At 54.6% G+C, this 21,111-nt stretch carries 18 protein-coding genes; 11 read left to right on the top strand and 7 right to left on the bottom strand.

All coding sequences use genetic code 11. The features are described from left to right. Window positions 1–163: 163 nt before the first annotated feature. From AAIE02_RS10970 to cirA, 4 genes are all read left to right on the top strand, one after another. On the top strand, window positions 164–1,279 hold the full coding sequence (locus tag AAIE02_RS10970; protein ID WP_336981729.1) for an ABC transporter substrate-binding protein: 1,116 nt from the start codon (window positions 164–166) through the stop codon (window positions 1,277–1,279). Between the two features lie 15 nt (window positions 1,280–1,294). Beyond that, on the top strand, window positions 1,295–2,371 hold the full coding sequence (locus AAIE02_RS10965; protein WP_008459946.1) for a FecCD family ABC transporter permease: 1,077 nt from the start codon (window positions 1,295–1,297) through the stop codon (window positions 2,369–2,371). Continuing rightward, complete coding sequence (locus AAIE02_RS10960; protein ID WP_085938913.1) at window positions 2,368–3,156, top strand: ABC transporter ATP-binding protein; 789 nt, start codon at window positions 2,368–2,370, stop codon at window positions 3,154–3,156. The genes AAIE02_RS10965 and AAIE02_RS10960 overlap by 4 nt, the downstream gene beginning before the upstream one ends. 126 nt (window positions 3,157–3,282) lie before the next feature. After that, window positions 3,283–5,253, top strand: coding sequence for a catecholate siderophore receptor CirA (cirA, locus tag AAIE02_RS10955; protein ID WP_498532526.1), 1,971 nt, complete (start codon window positions 3,283–3,285; stop codon window positions 5,251–5,253). 757 nt (window positions 5,254–6,010) lie between these two features. On the opposite strand, the gene fghA is transcribed toward cirA, so the two are convergent. Continuing rightward, window positions 6,011–6,847 (bottom strand): S-formylglutathione hydrolase, encoded by an 837-nt coding sequence (fghA, locus tag AAIE02_RS10950; RefSeq protein WP_008455256.1) that lies wholly within the window; start codon window positions 6,845–6,847, stop codon window positions 6,011–6,013. 238 nt (window positions 6,848–7,085) lie between these two features. Here fghA and folE point away from each other — a divergent pair, with 238 nt between their 5' ends. From folE to mglC, 6 genes are all read left to right on the top strand, one after another. Then, on the top strand, window positions 7,086–7,751 hold the full coding sequence (gene folE, locus AAIE02_RS10945) for a GTP cyclohydrolase I FolE (RefSeq protein WP_008455254.1): 666 nt from the start codon (window positions 7,086–7,088) through the stop codon (window positions 7,749–7,751). Window positions 7,752–7,771: 20 nt separating this feature from the next. Further along, complete coding sequence (gene yeiB / locus AAIE02_RS10940; RefSeq protein ID WP_166991072.1) at window positions 7,772–8,929, top strand: DUF418 domain-containing protein YeiB; 1,158 nt, start codon at window positions 7,772–7,774, stop codon at window positions 8,927–8,929. 122 nt (window positions 8,930–9,051) lie between these two features. After that, window positions 9,052–10,107, top strand: a complete 1,056-nt coding sequence (gene galS / locus AAIE02_RS10935; protein WP_008455251.1) for an HTH-type transcriptional regulator GalS — start codon at window positions 9,052–9,054, stop codon at window positions 10,105–10,107. Between the two features lie 283 nt (window positions 10,108–10,390). Then, window positions 10,391–11,386 carry a galactose/glucose ABC transporter substrate-binding protein MglB gene (gene mglB, locus AAIE02_RS10930; RefSeq protein ID WP_008455250.1) on the top strand — a complete coding sequence of 332 codons (996 nt, stop codon included), beginning with the start codon at window positions 10,391–10,393 and terminating at the stop codon, window positions 11,384–11,386. Between the two features lie 201 nt (window positions 11,387–11,587). Continuing rightward, complete coding sequence (gene mglA / locus AAIE02_RS10925) at window positions 11,588–13,108, top strand: galactose/methyl galactoside ABC transporter ATP-binding protein MglA (protein ID WP_498532525.1); 1,521 nt, start codon at window positions 11,588–11,590, stop codon at window positions 13,106–13,108. A gap of 20 nt (window positions 13,109–13,128) precedes the next feature. After that, entirely contained in the window at window positions 13,129–14,139 is a 1,011-nt protein-coding gene (mglC, locus tag AAIE02_RS10920) for a galactose/methyl galactoside ABC transporter permease MglC (protein ID WP_039295392.1), read from the top strand. A 144-nt stretch (window positions 14,140–14,283) separates the two neighbouring features. On the opposite strand, the gene AAIE02_RS10915 is transcribed toward mglC, so the two are convergent. From AAIE02_RS10915 to ldtB, 6 genes are all read right to left on the bottom strand, one after another. Continuing rightward, on the bottom strand, window positions 14,284–14,907 hold the full coding sequence (locus AAIE02_RS10915) for a hypothetical protein (protein WP_034807793.1): 624 nt from the start codon (window positions 14,905–14,907) through the stop codon (window positions 14,284–14,286). Between the two features lie 282 nt (window positions 14,908–15,189). Continuing rightward, on the bottom strand, window positions 15,190–15,909 hold the full coding sequence (gene sanA / locus AAIE02_RS10910) for an outer membrane permeability protein SanA (protein ID WP_008455244.1): 720 nt from the start codon (window positions 15,907–15,909) through the stop codon (window positions 15,190–15,192). A gap of 131 nt (window positions 15,910–16,040) precedes the next feature. Continuing rightward, a complete protein-coding gene (gene cdd, locus AAIE02_RS10905) occupies window positions 16,041–16,928 on the bottom strand; it encodes a cytidine deaminase (protein WP_498532524.1) in 888 nt (295 codons plus the stop codon). A gap of 128 nt (window positions 16,929–17,056) precedes the next feature. Next, window positions 17,057–17,752 (bottom strand): CidB/LrgB family autolysis modulator, encoded by a 696-nt coding sequence (locus AAIE02_RS10900; RefSeq protein WP_008455241.1) that lies wholly within the window; start codon window positions 17,750–17,752, stop codon window positions 17,057–17,059. Further along, window positions 17,749–18,150 (bottom strand): CidA/LrgA family protein, encoded by a 402-nt coding sequence (locus AAIE02_RS10895; RefSeq protein ID WP_039295384.1) that lies wholly within the window; start codon window positions 18,148–18,150, stop codon window positions 17,749–17,751. The genes AAIE02_RS10900 and AAIE02_RS10895 overlap by 4 nt, the downstream gene beginning before the upstream one ends. A gap of 170 nt (window positions 18,151–18,320) precedes the next feature. Continuing rightward, on the bottom strand, window positions 18,321–19,235 hold the full coding sequence (gene ldtB / locus AAIE02_RS10890; protein ID WP_008455237.1) for a L,D-transpeptidase: 915 nt from the start codon (window positions 19,233–19,235) through the stop codon (window positions 18,321–18,323). Between the two features lie 238 nt (window positions 19,236–19,473). Between ldtB and AAIE02_RS10885 the strand changes: the two genes are divergently transcribed. Then, on the top strand, window positions 19,474–21,069 hold the full coding sequence (locus tag AAIE02_RS10885) for an ABC-F family ATPase (protein WP_498532523.1): 1,596 nt from the start codon (window positions 19,474–19,476) through the stop codon (window positions 21,067–21,069). Window positions 21,070–21,111 lie beyond the last annotated feature (42 nt).

The raw sequence follows: 21,111 nt of genomic DNA, 5'->3' as shown, positions 1-21,111 counted from the left end.
TTACTCTTTAGAGGGCGTGATCATCACGCCCTTTTTTATTTCGCTCTCGCCAGCAATAATTCCTCCAGGTTATAGTAGAGAACAATTAAATTGATAACCATTATCATTTGCTTTATCGTTAACGCCATTCTTTAAGGAACGAAGGAGTGTTAGCGTGAAGCGTATGATTAAATTCAAGAATATTTGTCTGGCCCTGGCATTAACCGCCGCTGGTTTGCCTGCCGCACTGGCCGCGACGGTGACCGATATCGTCGGGCGTGAAGTAACCATCCCGCAGAAGGTTGACCGCATTTTGCTGGGGGAAGGGCGGCTGTTTTATGCTCTGGCGCTGCTGGAAGGGCAAAAACCGATTGACCGTATCGTCGGCTGGCAGGGCGATTTCCGTAAGTTAGATACGCAGACTTACGCGGAATATAAAGCGAAATTCCCGAAAATTGATGACATTCCGCTGATTGGCAGTACCACCGCCGACAGCGTCAGCCCGGAAAAAGTGCTGACTTTACACCCAGACGTGGCGATTTTTGGCCTGTCTGGTCACGGCCCTGGCCGCCACAGCGAGCTGGTCTCTCAGCTTGAAAAAGCGGGCGTCCCGGTGGTCTTCGTTGATTTTCGTACCTCGCCGCTGAAAAATACCTTGCCGAGCATGCGCGTGCTGGGCAAAGTGTTGCATCGCGAGAAACAGGCCGATGATTACATCGCCTTTTATGAAGCAAACCTGAAAAAAATTACCGACGTCACCGGCAAGATGGCGGAAAAAGACAAGCCATCCGTGTTCATAGAACTGCGTGCGGCGGCCATGGAAGAGTGCTGTGGTTCGGCGGGCAAGGGTAACATGGGCGACTTCATCGACCTGGCGGGCGGCACGAACATTGCCAAAAATCTGCTGCCGGGCGCGCTGGGCACCGTAAACCTGGAAAAAGTGCTTGCCGCTGACCCGCAGATTTATATCGCCAGCGGCGGTAAAGCCCCTGGCTCAACCTCTCCGGGCGTAGTGCTTGGCGCTCAGGCTACTCAGGCCGAAGCGCAGGCCAGCCTGAAGAGCGTGCTGGAGCGTAAAGGCATTGACCAGTTAACGGCGGTCAAAGAAGGGCGCGCCTATGGCGTATGGCACAATTTCTACAATTCGCCGTACAACATCCTCGCGATTCAGGCGATGGCAACCTGGTTCCATCCACAGCAGTTTGCTGAGGTGAACCCGGAACAGACAATGCAGCAACTTTATAAACAGTTCCTGGCGGTCGAGCCAACGGGAACGTACTGGACCGATCTTAAGAAGTAACGAAGGTAAGACTTAATGAGTGCCACCACCGATCCAATGCCAAACGAGGCGCAGCCTGCCACCATCATGGGGCGATACCAGCAGGTGCTACGTCACCGCTATTTGCTGATGGGGGCGTTGGTTATTGCGATTTTCGCCTCGCTGCTGCTGGACTTTACCCTTGGTCCGTCCGGGCTGCCGCTTGATACGCTGTGGCAGACTCTGATTGACCCGGCCAGCGCTAACGCCGGTACGCGGGTGATCGTGTGGGACATTCGTCTGCCTTATGCGCTGATGGCGCTGCTGGTCGGTATGGCGCTGGGCCTGGCGGGGGCGGAGATGCAAACCATCCTCAATAACCCGCTGGCCAGCCCGTTTACCCTCGGCGTTTCCTCCGCCGCGGCCTTTGGTGCCGCGTTGGCGATTATCCTCGGCATCGGCATTCCTGGGGTGCCCGATCAGTGGTTTATCTCCGCCAACGCCTTCGTCTTTGCACTGTTTGCCGCGCTGATGCTGGACGCCATTACCCGCTGGACCCGCGTGGCAAGTTCCGGCGTGGTGCTGTTTGGTATCGCGCTGGTGTTCACCTTTAACGCCCTGGTGTCGATGCTGCAGTTTATCGCCAGCGAAGACACGCTGCAGGGGCTGGTGTTCTGGACGATGGGCAGCCTGGCGCGAGCCTCCTGGGACAAGCTCGGCGTGCTGCTGCTGGCCTTCGCCATCATCATGCCGATTTCTATGCTGAGTTCCTGGAAGCTGACCGCGCTGCGCTTAGGCGAAGATCGTGCTGTCAGTTTTGGCATCGACGTAAAGCGTCTGCGTTTAGGCACGTTGCTGCGCATCAGTATTTTGTCCGCGCTGTCCGTGGCGTTTGTCGGCCCCATTGGTTTTATCGGCCTGGTGGCACCGCACATCGCCCGTATGCTGTTTGGCGAAGATCATCGTTTCTATCTCCCGGGCAGCGTGCTGGTCGGTGCTCTGGTGCTGTCGCTGGCGTCGGTTGCCTCTAAAAACATTATCCCTGGCGTCATTATTCCGGTGGGGATTGTCACCTCTCTGGTGGGCGTGCCGTTCTTCCTGAGTATTATTCTGCGCCATAAGGGGAACGTGTGATGCAGGGCTTAAAGATTGATGCATTCAACGCCGGTTACCCGAAGCGTCAAATCATCGAAAACCTGAGCGTGCCAACGCTGCCGCGGGGCAAAATCACCGTGCTGCTGGGGCCGAACGGCTGCGGGAAATCGACGCTGCTGCGTTCGCTGGCGGGGCTGAATCGCGCGGAAGGGCAGCTGTATCTTGATGGTGAAGACTTAATGGCTTTGCCGTTCGCCAAACGCGCCGAAAAAGTGGTTTATCTGCCGCAGTCGCTGCCGCAGGGCGTCCATCTCCACGTGCTGGAGTCCATTATCGTGGCCCAGCGCGCGTCCGGTGGCCGCCACAGCGCTGAAAGCGAAGCGCAGGTCATGCAATTGCTGAAACAGCTGGGGATCTCGCACCTGGCTCTGAGCTACCTCGACCAGCTTTCCGGCGGGCAAAAACAGCTGGTGGGCCTCGCGCAGTCTTTGATTCGCCGTCCGTCCCTGCTGCTGCTCGACGAACCGCTGAGCGCGCTGGATTTAAATTACCAGTTCCACGTCATGGATCTGGTCGCCCGCGAAACCCGCGAGCGTAATATCGTCACCGTTGTGGTGGTGCACGACATCAATATTGCTTTACGCCATAGCGAGCACGTTCTCATGCTGCGCGACGGCAAACTGGTTGCCAGCGGCGAGCCGGAGGAAGTGATTACTCCGCGCAGTCTGGCCCAGGTTTACGGCGTGAAGGGGCGCATTGAACGCTGCTCACAGGGCGTTGCCCAGGTGCTGATCGACGGCCTGGTGGAAACGCCCACCGTATAACAACGCATTTCAGAAATACTAAGGAACACAGTATGCAGCCGGCGGCCAATGTAGCCGCTGGCGCATAGTGCAATGTGAGCGCTAAACGGTTGTTTCGTTTGTAATTCACCTCATGGAGAGAAAGAAATGTTAAGGTTGAATCCCATTGTCCGGGGAGGACTTTGTGCGTCTTTACTTGGTCTGGCTTTTCCCGTCATCGCCGACGATCGTGAAGAAACCCTCGTTGTCACCGCGTCTGCCACCGAGCAAAACCTCAAAGATGCGCCCGCCAGTATCAGCGTCATCACCCGGGACGAACTGCAAAAAAAACCGGTTAACAATCTGAAGGATGTGCTGCAGAACGTGCCTGGCGTCCAGCTGACCAACGAAGGGGATAACCGCCGGGGCGTCAGTCTGCGAGGCCTGGACAGCAGCTACACCCTGATTCTGGTGGACGGTAAACGAGTCAACTCCCGTAATGCGGTATTCCGCCATAACGACTTCGATCTGAACTGGATCCCGGCGGATGCCATCGAGCGCATCGAAGTGGTGCGCGGGCCGATGTCCTCCCTGTATGGTTCCGACGCCCTCGGCGGCGTGGTGAACATCATCACCCGTAAAGTTGGTAAAGCCTGGCACGGCACCTTCACCGTAGATTCCACGGTGCAAGAACACCGCGATCGCGGCGACACCTATAACGGCAACTTTTTCACCAGCGGCCCGCTGATTGACGACGTGCTGGGCGTAAAAGTCTATGGCAGCCTGGGCAAGCGCCAGAAGGACGGCCAACAGGCGTCAACGACCAACGCCAGCGGCCTGACGCCGCAGATTGAAGGCTTCACTTCCCGCAATGCCAGCACCGAGTTTGCCTGGACGCCGGCTGAAAATCAGGATGTCACCGTGGGCTACGGCTTTGACCGCCAGGACAGGGAATCTGACTCGCTGGATAAGAATCGCATCGAACGTCAGGATTACTCCCTCGGGCATAACGGCCGCTGGGGCTTCGGCAATACCGAACTGCGTTTCTATGGCGACAAAATCGATAACCTGAATCCAGGCAACAGCGGGGCGATTACTTCACGCAACAACAGCCTGGACGGCAAACTGGTGCTGCCGCTCAGCGACATCAACCAGTTCCTGACCTTCGGCGGGGAGTGGCGGCATGACAAGCTGAGCGATCCGGTGAATATTACCGGCGGTAATAGCTCGCAAACCTCGGCCAGCCAGTACGCCCTGTTTATTGAAGACGAATGGCGCATCTTTGAGCCGCTGGCGCTGACCACCGGCATTCGTATGGATGACCATGAAACCTACGGTGACCACTGGAGCCCGCGGGCCTATCTCGTTTATAACGCGACGGATACCGTCACCGTCAAAGGCGGCTGGGCTACGGCCTTCAAAGCGCCGTCTCTGCTGCAGCTTAGCCCGGACTGGACCAGTAAATCCTGCCGTGGTGCCTGCCAGATTGTCGGCAGCCCTGATCTGAAGCCGGAAACCAGCGAAAGCTTTGAGCTGGGGCTGTATTACGCCGGGGACGAAGGCATTCTGGACGGCGTGAGCGGTAGCGTGACCGCTTTCCAGAACAACGTTGAGGATATGATTGATATTCAGCGTACCGCGAACCGTAGCGTGGCACCGTCTTACTCAAACTTTGTGGGCTTTGATAAGAGCGGTAACCCAATCTTCCGCTATTACAACGTGAACAAAGCTCGCATCCGCGGCGTAGAAACCGAGCTAAAAATACCGTTTAACGACCAGTGGAAGCTGTCGCTGAACTACACCTATAACGACGGGCGTGACCTGAGCAACGGCGGCAATAAGCCGCTGCAGCAGCAGTCGTTCCACACCGCCAACGGCACCGTTGACTGGGCGCCGCTGGAGGACTGGTCGTTCTATGTGTCGGCGAACTACACCGGCAAGCAGCGTGCGGTTTCTGCAACGGATAAAACGCCCGGCGGCTACATCGTGTGGGACACCGGCGGAGCCTGGAAAGCGACCAAGAACGTGAAGGTGCGGGCAGGGGTTCTGAACCTCGGCGACAAAGATCTGAATCGTGATATCTACAGCTATAACGAAGACGGTCGCCGCTACTTTATGGCGCTGGATTATAGTTTCTAAGTTGTGGATACCCGTCCCTGGAACGGCGGCAATGTTTCTTTAAATTTCGCTGTCCAGGGCGGTGACTATATTTTTCTTTCTAAATCTTCAGGGAGAGATCTTTTGCCCTGTCGTTGTTCCGTTCACCTGTAGATTTGTTTTCCCTCTACGCTCAGAGTACGGTGAACGTGTCAGGGGGCATTACGCCATGCCCCCTGACAACCCCCGGTGCCCGGCGAGTTCATCGCCGCTGAAGCGGTAAACCCACCGGCTATCACCCAAACATTCGGGGTCGTTCGCGATTCGTTCCCGACGATCGCGCTCTTTCGCTGTTCCCGGCAGCTCAACCCCGCCTGAGTTGGGTCATAGCCGGGGGCGCTGAGAGCCGGGAACAAGGGCGTGGCTGTGAGACTTACAGCTATCCAAACGTTCAGAGTGGCTGCGGGTTTAAAGCGAGGCACGGTTCCGGCTTAAATCGCCTCCGTTTTCTCTCCGACTGGCCAGGGTCCGGCCGTCGGGAACGGCCGGAGGCTGAGAGCGTCGGGAACGCATCTCAGCCGACCCAGGACTGGGAGATAAAACGGAGGTTTGCCGCTTCAGCGGTCGATTTATTTGGCCGGGAGTCCGGGTTCTTAGGGGAGTGACGGTGACTCCCCTAAGACGTTCACTGGTGATGGCGGTACAGATAAAGCAGGACTGGAAGTGAACGGAACTATAGCCGCTCCTTTATAGCGCGACTTTGTGACTAAGAGACAGCGGCCAGGTGACAGGCAACGCCCTATCCCCGCAAATACTCCGCATGAAAACGAAGATGATCCTCTACAAATGTCGCGATGAAGTAGTAGCTGTGGTCGCAGCCCGGCTGTATGCGCAGTGTCAGCGGCCAGCCTTTCTCCTGCGCGACTTTCTCAAATTCTTCCGGCCTTAGCTGGTCGGCGAGGAATTGATCGTCATCCCCTTGATCGATAAGCATTGGCAGCTGTGCCGACGGCGAGGCTTTACCCAGCAGGCAGCAGCTGTCCCACTCTTGCCACAAGGATTCATCTTCACCCAAATAAGCTCTAAAGGCTTTTTGCCCCCACGGCACTCGGGTCGGGTTAACGATAGGCGCAAAGGCAGAAACTGAGCGGAAGCGGCCAGGGTTTTTCAGCGCCATGATCAGCGCACCGTGTCCGCCCATGGAATGGCCAAAGATCGACGCTTTTTCGCTGACGCTAAAGTTCTCTGCAATCAGCTGCGGCAGTTCGTCACGCAGATAATCGTACATGCGGAAGTGCGTGGCCCACGGCTGCTGAGTCGCGTTGAGGTAAAAGCCCGCGCCCTGGCCCAGGTCATAGCCTGCGTCGTTAGGGACTTCTTCGCCACGGGGGCTGGTGTCCGGCATCACCAGAACAATACCAAGCTCGGCCGCTACGCGCTGCGCGCCCGCTTTGGTCGTGAAGTTTTCGTCGTTGCAGGTTAGCCCGGAAAGCCAGTAAACCACCGGCGGCGGGGAGGCGCTTGCCGGCGGTGGGAGAAAAATACTGAACGTCATTGGGCAGTTAAGTAGGGTGGACGCGTGGCGCCAGCGCTGCTGCCAGCCTTCGAAACATCGGTGCTCTTCCAGTAATTCCATCCAGAGGATCCTTATCTATTTTCAAGACTTATGAACAACTTTCACTTCACCTGAGTCTAGCCATCCCGCATTATGGCCGCAACGGTATTGTTCTCGCCCGCTCAGGCAATGAACGGTATTTTCGATTTCAATAATTATGCCCGGCACTACTGGATTCTAAGCACGTGCTGCCGCACAATAAGCGGACACTTTGCCCCATGAAGGGCAGAGGTCAGCCACACCTGCAGGAGAAAACAGCATGTCATCACTCTCGAAAGAAGCCGCCCTGGTTCATGAGGCGCTGGTTGCGCGCGGTCTGGAAACGCCGCTGCGTCCGCCGTTGCGTGAACTGGATAATGAAACCCGTAAAAGCCAGATTGCCGCCCATATGACGGAAATCATGCAGCTGCTTAATCTCGATTTGAGTGACGACAGCCTGATGGAAACTCCGCATCGCATCGCCAAAATGTATGTCGATGAGATTTTCTCCGGCCTGGACTACGCCAATTTCCCGAAAATCACCGTCATTGAAAACAAAATGAAGGTGGATGAAATGGTCACCGTGCGTGATATCACCCTGACCAGCACCTGCGAGCACCACTTCGTGACCATCGACGGGAAAGCCACCGTGGCGTATATCCCGAAAGATACCGTCATCGGCTTGTCTAAAATTAACCGCATCGTGCAGTTCTTTGCTCAGCGCCCGCAGGTTCAGGAACGCCTGACCCAGCAGATCCTGATTGCGCTGCAAACGCTGCTGGGCACCAACAACGTGGCGGTGTCCATTGATGCGGTGCATTACTGCGTGAAAGCGCGTGGGGTAAAAGACGCCACCAGCGCGACCACCACCACCTCGCTCGGCGGCTTGTTTAAGTCGAGCCAGAATACGCGTCAGGAGTTCCTGCGCGCAGTACGCCACAATTAATCCCCCCCAGGCAGGTATCCGTGGAGAGAAATGTCACCCTGGACTTCGTCCGCGGTACCGCCATTCTGGGCATTCTGCTGCTCAATATTGTCGCCTTTGGCCTGCCGAAGGCGGCTTATCTCAACCCGGCCTGGTATGGCGAGATAACCTCCCGCGACGCCTGGACCTGGGCGGTGATGGACCTGTTTGCCGAAGTTAAATTCCTCACGCTTTTTGCGCTGCTCTTTGGGGCTGGCCTGCAAATGCTGCTGGCTCGCGGCTCACGCTGGATCCAGTCGCGGCTGACGCTGTTAGTGCTGCTGGGGTTTATGCATGCGCTGCTGCTGTGGGATGGCGACATTCTGCTGGCATACGGCCTGACCGGGCTGGTGTGCTGGCGGCTGATTCGTGACGCGACGGGGCAAAAGCAGCTGTTTAATACCGGCGTCGTGCTGTACCTCATCGGTATTGGCGTCCTGTTGCTGCTGGGCGTCATTTCAGGTGACGGCATTAATCGCTCCTGGGTGCCGGATGCGGCCAACCTGCAATATGAGCAGTGGTGGAAGCTCGGTGGCGGCGTGGAAGCTATCAGCAACCGCGCCGATTTGCTCTCTTCGAACCTGGTGGCGCTGGGGGCGCAATACGGCTGGCAACTGGCGGGCATGATGCTGATTGGCGCGGCACTGATGCGCAGCGGCTGGCTGAAAGGGGAGTTTAGCCTGAAGCATTACCGGCGAACCGGTGCCATTTTGATCGTCATCGGCATGGCGATTAACCTGCCGGCAATTTTAGCCCAGTGGCACCTGAAGTGGGATTTCCGCTGGTGTGCGTTGCTGTTACAGGCCCCACGTGAGCTGAGCGCTCCTTTTCAGGCGATTGGCTATGCTGCGTTGGCCTGGGGCTTCTGGCCGCAGCTGTCCCGTTTCCGGCTGGTGGGCTGGATTGCCTGCGTCGGTCGGATGGCGCTGACCAACTACCTGCTGCAAACCATTCTCTGCACAACCTTGTTCTATCGCTTTGGTTTCTATATGAAATTTGACCGTTTATCGCTGCTGGCTTTTGTGCCTGCGGTGTGGGCGGCGAACATTCTGCTGTCGGTGTTATGGCTGCGCTATTTCCGCCAGGGACCGGTGGAATGGCTGTGGCGGCAGCTAACCGCCCGTGCTTCAGGGACCGCCTTACACAAAGCACAGAGATAATGATATTCGTCACAAAGGTTAACGAATTGTATGTAACCGCTTTCATCACTGTGATCGACTTCACGCCGAACCGCCCCCCACTCGCCGCAAAATAGCCACCTTGCCTAAAACAGGGTGCACCTATGAGACCGACTCCCCCAACGCCGATTACCATTCGTGACGTTGCCCGTATCGCCGGGGTTTCAGTAGCGACAGTATCCCGAGTATTAAATAACAGCGCGCTGGTCAGCCCGGAAACGCGCGAAAACGTCATGCAGGCGGTTGCTGAGCTGGGCTACCGTCCAAACGCCAACGCGCAAGCGCTGGCTACTCAAGTGAGCGACACCATCGGCGTGGTGGTGATGGACGTCTCCGATCCCTTCTTCGGGGCGCTGGTCAAAGCCGTGGATGTGGTTGCCCAGCAGCACAATAAATATTTGCTGATCGGCAACAGCTACCACCAGGAAGACAAAGAGCGTCATGCCATTGAAGTGCTGATCCGCCAGCGCTGCAGCGCCCTGATTGTGCACGCCAAGGCGCTGAGCGACGAGGAACTGGCTACTTTTCTGGAGCAGGTTCCCGGCATGGTGCTGATCAATCGCCTGGTGCCCGGCTACGCTCACCGCTGTGTTTGTCTGGACAACGTCAGCGGCGCGGTGATGGCTACGCGGATGCTGCTGAACCAGGGGCATTCGCGCATCGGGTACCTGGCCTCCAGCCATCAAATTGAGGATAACGACCAGCGGCATCAGGGCTGGCTGCAGGCGCTGGCGGAGCAGGGGATCGTGCCGCCGGAGGGCTGGGTCGGCATGGGCACGCCGGATATGCAGGGCGGGGAAGCGGCGATGGTTGAGCTGCTTGGGCGCAATCTGCAGCTTAGCGCGGTCTTTTCCTATAACGACAGCATGGCCGCTGGCGCGCTAACGGCGCTGAAAGACAACGGCATTGCCGTGCCGCAGCATGTATCTATCATCGGCTTCGACGATATTCCCATTGCCCGTTACACCGACCCGCAGCTGACAACCGTGCGCTATCCGGTGGTTTCGATGGCGCGTTTAGCTACCGAACTGGCGTTACAGGGCGCAGCAGGCCAGCTGGATCGTGATGTAACGCACTGTTTTATGCCGACTTTAGTCCGTCGTCATTCGGTGGCGATAAAGCAAAATGTGGCGTCGATCACTCCGCTGTCAAAGAGTTAGATGTAACCGGTTTCAATCTGTGAGTAAATTCACAGTTAATTAACATTGCGCTGACTATTATGTCAGCGTTTTATCAGCTGAAACACGATGTAACGGTGACTGCTCATTTTTAGCGTCGTGATAAGGCCATTAACGCTCATAAAAACGCAGTATTGGATTGTTACCGAACACGGAAGTGCACATTTTTTAGGATAACTTCGGCATTCAGTAACTTTTTTATAACATTACTGTCCTGCCTGGTTTCGAACGCGAACTACCCTGCAAAATAAAAACCGGAGATACCATGAATAAGAAGGTTTTGACTCTGTCCGCCGTGATGTCCTGCATGTTGTTTGGTGCCGCAGCGAACGCCGCTGACCGTATTGGCGTGACGATTTATAAATATGACGACAACTTCATGTCAGTGGTTCGTAAAGCTATCGAGAAAGATGCGAAAGCGTCACCTGACGTACAGCTGCTGATGAACGACTCCCAGAACGACCAGTCCAAACAGAACGACCAGATTGACGTTCTGCTGGCAAAAGGCGTGAAAGCGCTGGCCATCAACCTGGTTGACCCGGCCGCCGCGGGCACCGTTATCGAAAAAGCGCGCGCGCAAAACGTGCCGGTGGTGTTCTTCAACAAAGAACCTTCCCGCAAAGCGTTGGATAGCTACGACAAAGCTTACTACGTCGGCACCGACTCTAAAGAGTCCGGTATCATCCAGGGCGACCTGATTGCTAAACACTGGGCGGCTAACCCGGCCTGGGACCTGAACAAAGACGGCCAGATCCAGTTCGTGCTGCTGAAAGGCGAACCAGGTCACCCGGATGCCGAAGCACGTACCACCTACGTTATCAAAGAGCTGAACGACAAAGGCCTGAAAACTCAGCAGCTGCAGCTGGATACCGCGATGTGGGATACCGCTCAGGCTAAAGACAAAATGGACGCGTGGCTCTCTGGCCCGAACGCTAACAAAATCGAAGTGGTTATTGCTAACAACGACGCAATGGCAATGGGTGCAGTAGAAGCGCTGAAAGCCCACAACAAATCGTCTATTCCAGTGTTTGGCGTAGATGCCCTGCCGGAAGCGCTGGCACTGGTGAAATCCGGTGCGATGGCCGGGACCGTGCTGAACGATGCCAACAACCAGGCTAAAGCGACCTTCGACCTGGCGAAAAACCTGGCCGACGGTAAGCCAGCCGCTGAAGGCACCAACTGGAAGATCGAGAACAAAATCGTACGCGTACCTTACGTAGGCGTGGATAAAGATAATCTCGCACAGTTCATCGGCAAATAAATACCCGTCATCCTTCGAGCCGCAGGGGCGTGAACTGCACTCGCTCACCCCAGTTGCTTACTTGATGTAAGCGCCTGGGGATTATCGAGCTTGTTGCCTGCCTGCAACTCGAATTATTTAGGGTAACGTTTTTTAGTTGTACACGGGCGCAGATACCTGCGCCCGGCTTTAGGCAGGTTACTCAGCGACACAGGTATAATTATGGTCGACAATAACTCAGCTACGCCGACGGAATTTTTGCTGGAAATGACCGGCATTAATAAATCCTTCCCCGGCGTTAAGGCACTGGATAATGTTAATTTAAAAGTACGGCCACACTCTATTCACGCCCTGATGGGTGAAAACGGTGCGGGCAAATCGACATTATTGAAATGCCTTTTTGGGATCTACAGCAAAGATTCCGGCAGTATCCTTTTCCAGGGAAAAGAGGTGAATTTCAGCAGCACGAAAGATGCGCTGGAAAACGGTATTTCTATGGTGCATCAGGAGCTTAACCTGGTTCTGCAGCGCACCGTGATGGACAACATGTGGCTTGGACGCTACCCGACCAAAGGCGTGTTTGTCGATCAGGATAAAATGTACCGCGACACCAAAGAGATATTTGATGAGCTGGATATTGATATCGACCCGCGAGCCCGCGTCGGTACGCTGTCCGTTTCTCAAATGCAGATGATTGAAATCGCCAAGGCTTTTTCCTATAACGCCAAAATCGTTATTATGGATGAGCCAACGTCCTCGCTGACGGAAAAAGAAGTTAATCATCTCTTTAAAATTATTCGCAAATTAAAAGATCGCGGCTGCGGGATTGTTTATATCTCCCATAAAATGGAAGAAATATTCCAGCTGTGCGATGAAATTACGATTTTGCGCGACGGGCAGTGGATTGCCACCCAGCCGCTGGAAGGGCTGGATATGGACAAAATCATCGCCATGATGGTCGGCCGCTCCCTGAACCAGCGCTTCCCGGACAAATCCAACGTGCCGGGCGAAGTGATCCTTGAAGTCCGCAACCTGACCTCGCTGCGCCAGCCGTCGATTCGTGATATCTCCTTTGATCTGCATAAAGGTGAAATCCTCGGCATTGCGGGCCTCGTCGGCGCGAAGCGTACCGACATTGTAGAAACGCTGTTTGGTATCCGCGAGAAATCTGGCGGTACCATCAAGCTTCACGGAAAAAAAATCAACAACAGCAGCGCGAACGAAGCGATTAATCACGGTTTTGCGCTGGTGACCGAAGAGCGTCGCTCAACCGGGATTTACGCCTACCTGGATATCGGTTTTAACTCACTCATTTCCAATATTCGTAACTACAAAAATAAGGTCGGCCTGCTGGATAACTCCCGCATGAAAAGCGATACCCAGTGGGTTATCGACTCCATGCGCGTGAAAACCCCGGGGCACCGCACTTCTATCGGCTCGCTGTCCGGCGGTAACCAGCAGAAGGTGATCATTGGCCGCTGGCTGCTGACCCAGCCGGAAATCCTGATGCTGGATGAACCGACGCGCGGCATTGATGTGGGCGCCAAGTTTGAGATTTATCAGCTGATTGCTGAGCTTGCCAAAAAAGGGAAAGGGATCATTATCATTTCGTCCGAGATGCCGGAATTGTTAGGGATTACAGACCGTATTCTGGTGATGAGCAACGGGCTCGTGGCCGGAATTGTAGACACCAAAACAACAACGCAGAACGAAATTTTACGTCTTGCGTCTGTGCACCTGTGATGATTTAGGGGCTATTAAAAATGAGTGCGTTAAATAAGAAGAGTTTTCTAACTTATCTAAAAGAGGGCGGCATCTACGTGGTGCTGCTGGTGTTGCTGGCGATCATTATTTTCCAGGATCCGACGTTCTTAAGCCTGCTTAACCTGAGTAACATTCTGACCCAGTCTTCGGTGCGTATTATCATCGCGCTCGGTGTGGCTGGGCTGATTGTCACCCAGGGGACTGACCTGTCCGCAGGGCGCCAGGTGGGGCTGGCGGCGGTTGTGGCGGCTACGCTTTTGCAATCAATGGATAACGTCAACAAGGTGTTCCCGGACATGCACACCATGCCGATTCCGCTGGTGCTGTTGATTGTCTGCGCCGTGGGCGCGGTGATTGGCCTGGTGAACGGGATCATTATCGCTTACCTGAACGTGACGCCGTTTATCACTACCCTGGGCACCATGATCATCGTGTACGGGATCAACTCCCTGTATTACGACTTCGTGGGCGCGTCGCCGATTTCCGGGTTTGACTCCCACTTCTCTACCTTCACGCAGGGCTTTATCGCGCTGGGTAGCTTCCGCCTGTCGTACATTACGTTCTACGCCTTGTTTGCGGTGCTGTTTGTGTGGGTGCTGTGGAACAAAACCCGCTTTGGGAAAAACATCTTCGCTATCGGCGGCAACCCGGAAGCGGCGAAAGTCTCCGGCGTTAACGTGGCGCTGAACCTGATCATGATTTATGCCCTGTCCGGCGTGTTCTATGCCTTTGGCGGGATGCTGGAAGCGGGCCGTATCGGCTCGGCCACCAACAACCTCGGCTTTATGTACGAGCTGGATGCGATTGCGGCGTGCGTGGTGGGCGGCGTGTCGTTCAGCGGCGGGGTAGGGACGGTGCTGGGCGTGGTGACAGGGGTAATTATCTTTACGGTTATTAACTACGGCCTGACCTATATCGGCGTGAACCCTTACTGGCAGTACATCATCAAGGGCGGCATTATCATCTTCGCCGTGGCGCTGGACTCCCTGAAGTACGCGCGTAAGAAGTAATTTCTGCGGTAACCGTATTTTGACCGGGCGCGGCTTCGATTTTCTGGCATAAGCTGCGCCCCTGATATCTCAGTGTTAATGGCTTTAACACCCTGATACTGCCGTTCATCTTACCCACAGGTGGCACAAATGAAGGTAAATAATTTATCCTGTATATCTTGTACCAGGAAACTGTTTATTAATATTACCTTTAACCACTTTATAGGCTAATTCTCGATCACCTTTTACATATTTAGTGAACGGATTATTCCATACTATACGGTTGGTGGGGGCTGCCATGTAAGCAAAACTGATTCCCTTACTGATGAAGATATCTCGCGCTCTTTCCAGCCAGTTACCCTTTCCAATATAGCAAGCCTGAAATTTGATCACGCCCACGCGGCGTAGAGACATTTTTTTCAAATCATCCGCCAGCGCCTCGGGGCTGTAGTGACCCAGCATATGTTCACTGGCGTGAGCAAAAATATCTATGCGGTCATTTTCCGTCACGGACTGAAGATAGTGGAAGTTGTTATAAATATACTTTTTTTCTTCGCTCTCAGACTCTCGACCTACCAGCTCAAGCATGTCTTTATATTTTGACTTCAGGTAAGCATATTCATGAGGTCGGCGTTTTTTAAAGTTATAGGCAAGCACGACCTCTATTTTTCCAAAGGGCCAGTCATGCGATCTTAATAAAGGTATTTTGCCTGCGGTTCTAAATAAGCTGTTTGTAAATTTCATTTTCTCTATTTTTATGAGGACTAAGGTAGGGGAAGTGAATTCCATGTAATACACTCCGCGGGAATGCATATTATTCAACATTCACCTAAATGGCCTACGAAAGAAAGGTTTTTGGTCTTAATTCATTTTGTTTATGAGTTAAAGGTTGAGAATTAAAGTTTCTCACTTATTGAGATGGAGATATTGCGCTCCGCCAAAATAATATGGGGTGAAAGGCATAAGGGCGAACTCAGATGTCGGATTCAAGGGAATAAGAATGCAGCAGTTGAGGAATTAGGAAAGGCGACGACGGAAGAGGCGCTATCAAAATGACCGCAATAGTTTATCTCACTTCTTCTCTTTTTTCTGGATTTCCAGCAGTTGCTCCGGCGTAACGGCCGGATAGGCCTGCGCGTCTTCCGGGACTTCCTGCTGCGACGGAATAGGCACTAACGGGCCGAGAAAACGCGGCTCACGCTTGAAGAGATAGAGATCCGCTAATGCCCCCAGGCGAGCGGCAAATTCGCGGGTACGCACGGTCAGCATGTTTTTTGGGGAAGGTACCGCGTAGCACTGCGCCTGAATCCCCATATGCAGCGCGATAAACAGCGCACGCTCGCAGTGGAAGCGCTGGGTGATAATGATGAAATCGTTGGTATCAAAGACTTTACGGGTGCGGACAATCGAGTCCAGCGTGCGGAAGCCTGCGTAATCCAGCACGATATCCGCCGGATCAACGCCGCCTGCGATCAGGTCTTTGCGCATGGTCATCGGCTCGTTGTAGCTTTGCTGCGCGTTATCGCCGCTGAGCAGCAGGTAGTTCACCTTGCCGCTGTTGTAGGCGTTCAGCGCGCCCTGAATACGGTACAGGTAATACTGATTGATGACGCCGGTGCGGTAATACTTGGCGGTGCCGAGCACTACACCCACCTGGCGATAGGGCAAGTCCTGCAGTTCATCGTAGACGTAGGGGGCGGTTTTCCAGCTGATCCAGCGGTCGAGCCCGAGCGCAGCCGCCAGCATTAAGCCGATAACAATAAGCAGGCTGTAAAACACGCGCTTCAACATGGACTTGCAGACTCATTCGCGGGGTGAAATTTCATCCAAGGCTACTTTACCCGGCCCTCAAGAGCAAGAAACGCGGGTTCAGTTGGGGCAAATTTCAACAATGCGAGTGTGGGTACACCCGCAACGGAGAATTATTGAGCAATATTAACACGCTCAACGGCTTCACAGCCCAGCGCTTTCAGCGTGGCGGAGGTGGCATCCCACTGCAGCAGCGGCGCATCGATTTTTTCTGCCAGCACGGCGCGCTTAATTTGTGGGTAGTCGTAACCATTCAGAGAAAGCAGGTTCAGCGCGGCCTGCAGCGGCGGAAGGGAAGGGTTAAACGCAGCGTTTTCCGCATAGCATCCGGTGAAGATTTTCCCGTCGACCATTTCCAGCGCAACGCCTGCCGGGGCTTGACTGTAAGGCGCATGACTGCGGTTAGCCGCGGTTATTGCCGCCTGGGTCAGGGCATCCCCTTTCAGCGCAAAACCGTGGTTTTCTTCATCCAGCAGCAGCGTTTTGATGTCCAGGTCGCGCGGGCCAAAGGCATCCGGCAGATATTCACCCAGAGTGGAAGGCATGCGGCCAGGCAGATGAATACCCAGCGCGGTGCCGCTGTTCAGTTCATTCATAAACTGACGGCAGTGACCGCAGGGCGTGTAGTTGACGGTGATATCAACCAGGCCTTTTTCGCCGCGCATCCACGCGTGGGTAATGGCGCTTTGTTCGGCGTGCACGGTTTGCTGCATGGTGGCACCCAGAAACTCCATGTTGCCGCCAAAATAGAGATTCCCGCTGACGCCTCGCGCGACGGCGCCGACGTTAAAATGAGAGAGGTCTGCGCGGGCACAGGCTGCGGCCAGCGGCAACAGAGCGAAAGCCAGGTCTTGGCCACCCAGCCCGGTTTGATGTTTTAGCGCTTCAACTTCGGCTGCGGTAAACATAGCCGGGAAGTGGTCGTCGGCAAGCAGGGGTTGCAAAGCGGTTTGCAGCGCGGCGGGGAGTTGCACAACGGCGGCATCAAAACGTGAACGCATGTTAAAGCCTCATCAAAGGTAACGGAAACGTAGTTTACGGATCTGTACCGGCCAAATATGTGATCTAGTTCTAATTGTTTATGCAACTTATGAAAACAAATCTGAAAGTGCGCGATCTCTCGCAAGCTTTAGCCGAAAAGCTTCAGCAGTACCGGGAATAAAAACGGAGCGATAAGCGACGTCATGACCCCGCAAATCACCAGCGCCAGCGAGCTAAAAGCCCCTTCCTGGAAGTCCAGTTCCGCACAGCGAGCGGTGCCGAGCGCGTGGGAAGCGGTACCCATTGCCAGCCCGCGTGAGGCTTTGGTATTGATGCGCATCATGTTCAGCAGCGTGTGGCCAAATACCGCGCCAAGAATACCGACGAAGATAACGCAGACGGCGCTGATAGCCGGGATACCACCAATGCCGCCGCCAACCGCCATTGCAATTGGCGTGGTGACGGATTTTGGCAAGACCGAAGCGGCAATTTCCGGGGACGCCCCCATCAATAATGCAATAGAGGTGCCGGTGGACATCGCCACCATGCTGCCAATAAAGCAGATGGTAATAATGGATTTCCAGCGGGCGCGAATCTGGTGTATTTGCTCATAGAGCGGGAAGGCCAGGGCTACAACGGCGGGCTGCAGCAGGTCGTTGAGCACTTCGCTGCCTTTAAAATAGTGGTCGTAAGGAATGCCGGTCAGCAGCAAAAAAGGAATGATCACCACCATGCAAACCAGCAGCGGGTTCAGCAGCGGGGATTTCAACCGGGCGGCCAGCTTGCGGGCGGCAAAAAACACCACCAGCGTTAACGGTAAAGACCACCATATAAAGTGCATCATTTTTTCTCTGCCTCGCCTTCACCAATCACTTTTCTTTCACCGTGTACCAGATGTGAGCTCCAGCTCACGATAACCAGCACCACCAGCGTGCTGATCAAACAGGATACCACCACCGGGCCAAACTGGGCTTTCAGCACGTCGTAATACTGCATCACGCCCACGCCAATAGGGACGAACAGAAGGGCCATATAGCGAATCAGCAAATGGCAGCTGGGTTTTACCCACTTCGCCGGCAGGATCTGCAGCGACAGCAGCACAAACAAAATCAGCATGCCGATAATGCTGCCGGGAATGACGATAGGCAGTAAAGAGGCGACAAAAATACCGGCGTATAAACACAGGTAAATTAAGACAAAAGCGCGAAGATACTGCCAGATTATCGTGAACGAGTTGCGCATGGAGGTTACCCTTTAAGAAACGCATTCATCATACAATTAAACTCAAAATTGTGCTATCCATCACATCATGAATTATCAGCATAACAAACATTCCCTGCGTGAAGGTTGTCGGGCGGATTTCGGGCAATAAAAAAGCGGCCCGGAGGCCGCTATTTTGCAAACTGCTGGACTTAGTTCAGACGAACCGGCATCCCGGAACGGTTCTGAATCGCCTGGTCAACAACGGTGGTGTCAACGTCGGACTGAGCGGTCACCTGCTGAACGCTGCTGGTCAGTTTAATCGGCACGATTTCATCGGAGTTGAACTGCGCTTCAGTGGTGGAAAGCGGGTTGTGAACTTCGATGTAGCGGCTGCCGTCTGGCTCGGTGGTGGCTTTTACCGGCTCATCAATGAATTGAACGCGGGTGCCAACCGGCACGTTGTCGAACAGGAACTTGATGTCTTCGTTACGCAGACGCACGCAGCCGTGGCTTACGCGCAGACCGATACCGAAGTTGGCGTTGGTGCCGTGAATCGCATACAGGTTACCGATGTACAGCGCGTACAGGCCCATTGGGTTGTCCGGGCCAGCGGGAACAACGGCTGGCAGCGGCGTACCGGCTGCGGCGTATTCCGCATGCATTTTCGCCGTCGGGGTCCAGGTTGGGCCATTTTTCTTACGCTCTACCTTGGTGGTCCAGTTGATCGGGGTATCTTTCCCCAGCTGGCCGATACCGATTGGCAGCACGATCACCGTGTTGGTGCCTTTCGGGTAATAGTAGAGGCGCATTTCGGCACTGTTGATCACAATCCCTTCATGCACGGTGTCCGGCAGGATCAACTGCTGAGGGATGTTCAGAATGGTGCCGGCTTTTGGCAGGTACGGGTCAATGCCTGGGTTAGCTTCCAGCATGTTAGACAGACCCATCTGGTACTGTGCGGCATACTCTTCCAGCGGCGCGGTGCTGCCTTCAGGAATAGTGATAACCTGGTTTTCACCAACCAGGCGGCTGCCGTTAGTCGGTAACGGATAAGTCACGGCGGAAGCAGAGAAAGACGCGACAGCCACAAAAGCCAGTAAAAGCGAGCGTAATTTCATATTCATGTTATGCGAGTGTTATGCCAGACGGGCCAGCTAGTGAGTGTTCATGGACGATTCAGCCGCGCATTATATGTGCATTACATTCATCTGGGAAATCAGATGTGGATGAAATCACAATTTTTTCACACTGATTAACTATTGTACGGTGAAGATGCGGGGCGACCCTTTATCATAGTTATGGCATAATGTGGCCGAAATCACATTCCAAAATCTCGACAACTTATTTCTCCAGGACATACCAGTGCTTGTATCCAGCAACGTTACCATGCAGTTTGGCAGCAAACCGCTGTTCGAAAATATCTCCGTTAAATTTGGCGGCGGCAACCGTTACGGCCTGATTGGCGCGAACGGAAGCGGCAAATCCACGTTCATGAAAATCCTCGGCGGGGACTTAGAGCCAACGCTTGGCAACGTTTCTCTCGACCCAAACGAGCGTATCGGTAAGCTGCGTCAGGATCAGTTCGCCTTCGAAAAATTCACCGTACTCGACACCGTTATCATGGGCCACGGCGAACTGTGGGAAGTGAAGCAGGAACGCGACCGCATTTATGCCCTGCCTGAGATGAGCGAAGAAGACGGTTACAAAGTTGCCGACCTCGAAGTGAAATACGGCGAGATGGACGGCTACACCGCAGAAGCACGTGCCGGTGAATTGCTGCTTGGCGTGGGCATTCCGCTGGAGCAGCACTACGGCCCGATGAGCGAAGTTGCTCCAGGCTGGAAGCTGCGCGTGCTGCTGGCGCAGGCGCTGTTCTCTAACCCGGACCTCCTGCTGCTCGACGAACCAACGAACAACCTGGACATCGACACCATCCGTTGGCTGGAGCAGACGCTGAACGAACGCGACAGCACCATGATCATTATCTCGCACGACCGTCACTTCCTGAATATGGTCTGCACCCATATGGCTGACTTGGACTACGGCGAGCTGCGCGTTTACCCTGGCAACTACGACGAGTACATGACGGCGGCAACTCAGGCTCGCGAGCGCCTGCTGGCGGACAACGCGAAGAAGAAAGCGCAGATTGCAGACCTGCAATCCTTCGTTAGCCGCTTTAGCGCCAACGCCTCCAAATCTCGCCAGGCCACCTCCCGTGCCCGTCAGATTGATAAAATCAAGCTGGATGAAGTGAAGGCGTCCAGCCGTCAGAACCCGTTCATCCGCTTCGAGCAGGATAAGAAACTGTTCCGTAACGCCCTTGAAGTTGAAGCTGTGACCAAAGGGTTCGAGAACGGCCCGCTGTTTAAAAACTTCAACCTGCTGCTGGAAGTGGGCGAGAAGATTGCCATTTTGGGTGCCAACGGCGTGGGTAAATCTACCATGCTGAAAACCCTGGTCGGCGAGCTGACCCCGGAAAACGGCAGCGTGAAGTGGTCTGAAAATGCTCAGATTGGCTACTACGCCCAGGATCATGAATACGAGTTCGAAAACGATCTGACCGTCTTTGACTGGATGAGCCAGTGGAAGCAGGAAGGCGACGACGAACAGGCGGTGCGCAGCATCCTGGGTCGTCTACTGTTCAGCCAGGACGACATCAAGAAGCCGGCCAAAGTCCTTTCCGGGGGCGAGAAGGGCCGTATGCTGTTCGGCAAGCTGATGATGGAAAAACCAAACATCCTGATCATGGATGAACCAACGAACCACCTGGATATGGAATCCATCGAGTCGCTGAACATGGCGCTGGAAATGTACCAGGGGACGCTGATCTTCGTTTCCCACGACCGTGAGTTTGTTAGCTCGCTGGCAACCCGCGTGCTGGAAATTACCCCAGAGCGCGTGATTGACTTCACCGGCGGCTACGAAGATTACCTGCGTAGCAAAGGAATCGACGGGTAATTTTACCCTCACCCTAACCCTCTCCCTAAAAGGGAGAGGGAA

Source organism: Cedecea sp. Ae19-4 (genome assembly GCF_059801165.1).
This window is presented reverse-complemented; position numbering and strand designations above follow the sequence as displayed.

What these genes read in the sequence shown, in the direction of transcription:
- folE (WP_008455254.1), top strand. Translation starts at nt 7,086, where the DNA reads ATGTCATCACTCTCGAAAGAAGCCGCCCTGGTTCATGAGGCGCTGGTT.
- AAIE02_RS10965 (WP_008459946.1), top strand. Translation starts at nt 1,295, where the DNA reads ATGAGTGCCACCACCGATCCAATGCCAAACGAGGCGCAGCCTGCCACC.
- AAIE02_RS10895 (WP_039295384.1), bottom strand. Translation starts at nt 18,150, where the DNA reads ATGCGCAACTCGTTCACGATAATCTGGCAGTATCTTCGCGCTTTTGTC.
- ldtB (WP_008455237.1), bottom strand. Translation starts at nt 19,235, where the DNA reads ATGAATATGAAATTACGCTCGCTTTTACTGGCTTTTGTGGCTGTCGCG.
- AAIE02_RS10915 (WP_034807793.1), bottom strand. Translation starts at nt 14,907, where the DNA reads ATGGAATTCACTTCCCCTACCTTAGTCCTCATAAAAATAGAGAAAATG.
- mglA (WP_498532525.1), top strand. Translation starts at nt 11,588, where the DNA reads ATGGTCGACAATAACTCAGCTACGCCGACGGAATTTTTGCTGGAAATG.
- AAIE02_RS10900 (WP_008455241.1), bottom strand. Translation starts at nt 17,752, where the DNA reads ATGATGCACTTTATATGGTGGTCTTTACCGTTAACGCTGGTGGTGTTT.
- sanA (WP_008455244.1), bottom strand. Translation starts at nt 15,909, where the DNA reads ATGTTGAAGCGCGTGTTTTACAGCCTGCTTATTGTTATCGGCTTAATG.
- mglB (WP_008455250.1), top strand. Translation starts at nt 10,391, where the DNA reads ATGAATAAGAAGGTTTTGACTCTGTCCGCCGTGATGTCCTGCATGTTG.
- fghA (WP_008455256.1), bottom strand. Translation starts at nt 6,847, where the DNA reads ATGGAATTACTGGAAGAGCACCGATGTTTCGAAGGCTGGCAGCAGCGC.
- cdd (WP_498532524.1), bottom strand. Translation starts at nt 16,928, where the DNA reads ATGCGTTCACGTTTTGATGCCGCCGTTGTGCAACTCCCCGCCGCGCTG.
- mglC (WP_039295392.1), top strand. Translation starts at nt 13,129, where the DNA reads ATGAGTGCGTTAAATAAGAAGAGTTTTCTAACTTATCTAAAAGAGGGC.
- galS (WP_008455251.1), top strand. Translation starts at nt 9,052, where the DNA reads ATGAGACCGACTCCCCCAACGCCGATTACCATTCGTGACGTTGCCCGT.
- cirA (WP_498532526.1), top strand. Translation starts at nt 3,283, where the DNA reads ATGTTAAGGTTGAATCCCATTGTCCGGGGAGGACTTTGTGCGTCTTTA.
- AAIE02_RS10970 (WP_336981729.1), top strand. Translation starts at nt 164, where the DNA reads ATGATTAAATTCAAGAATATTTGTCTGGCCCTGGCATTAACCGCCGCT.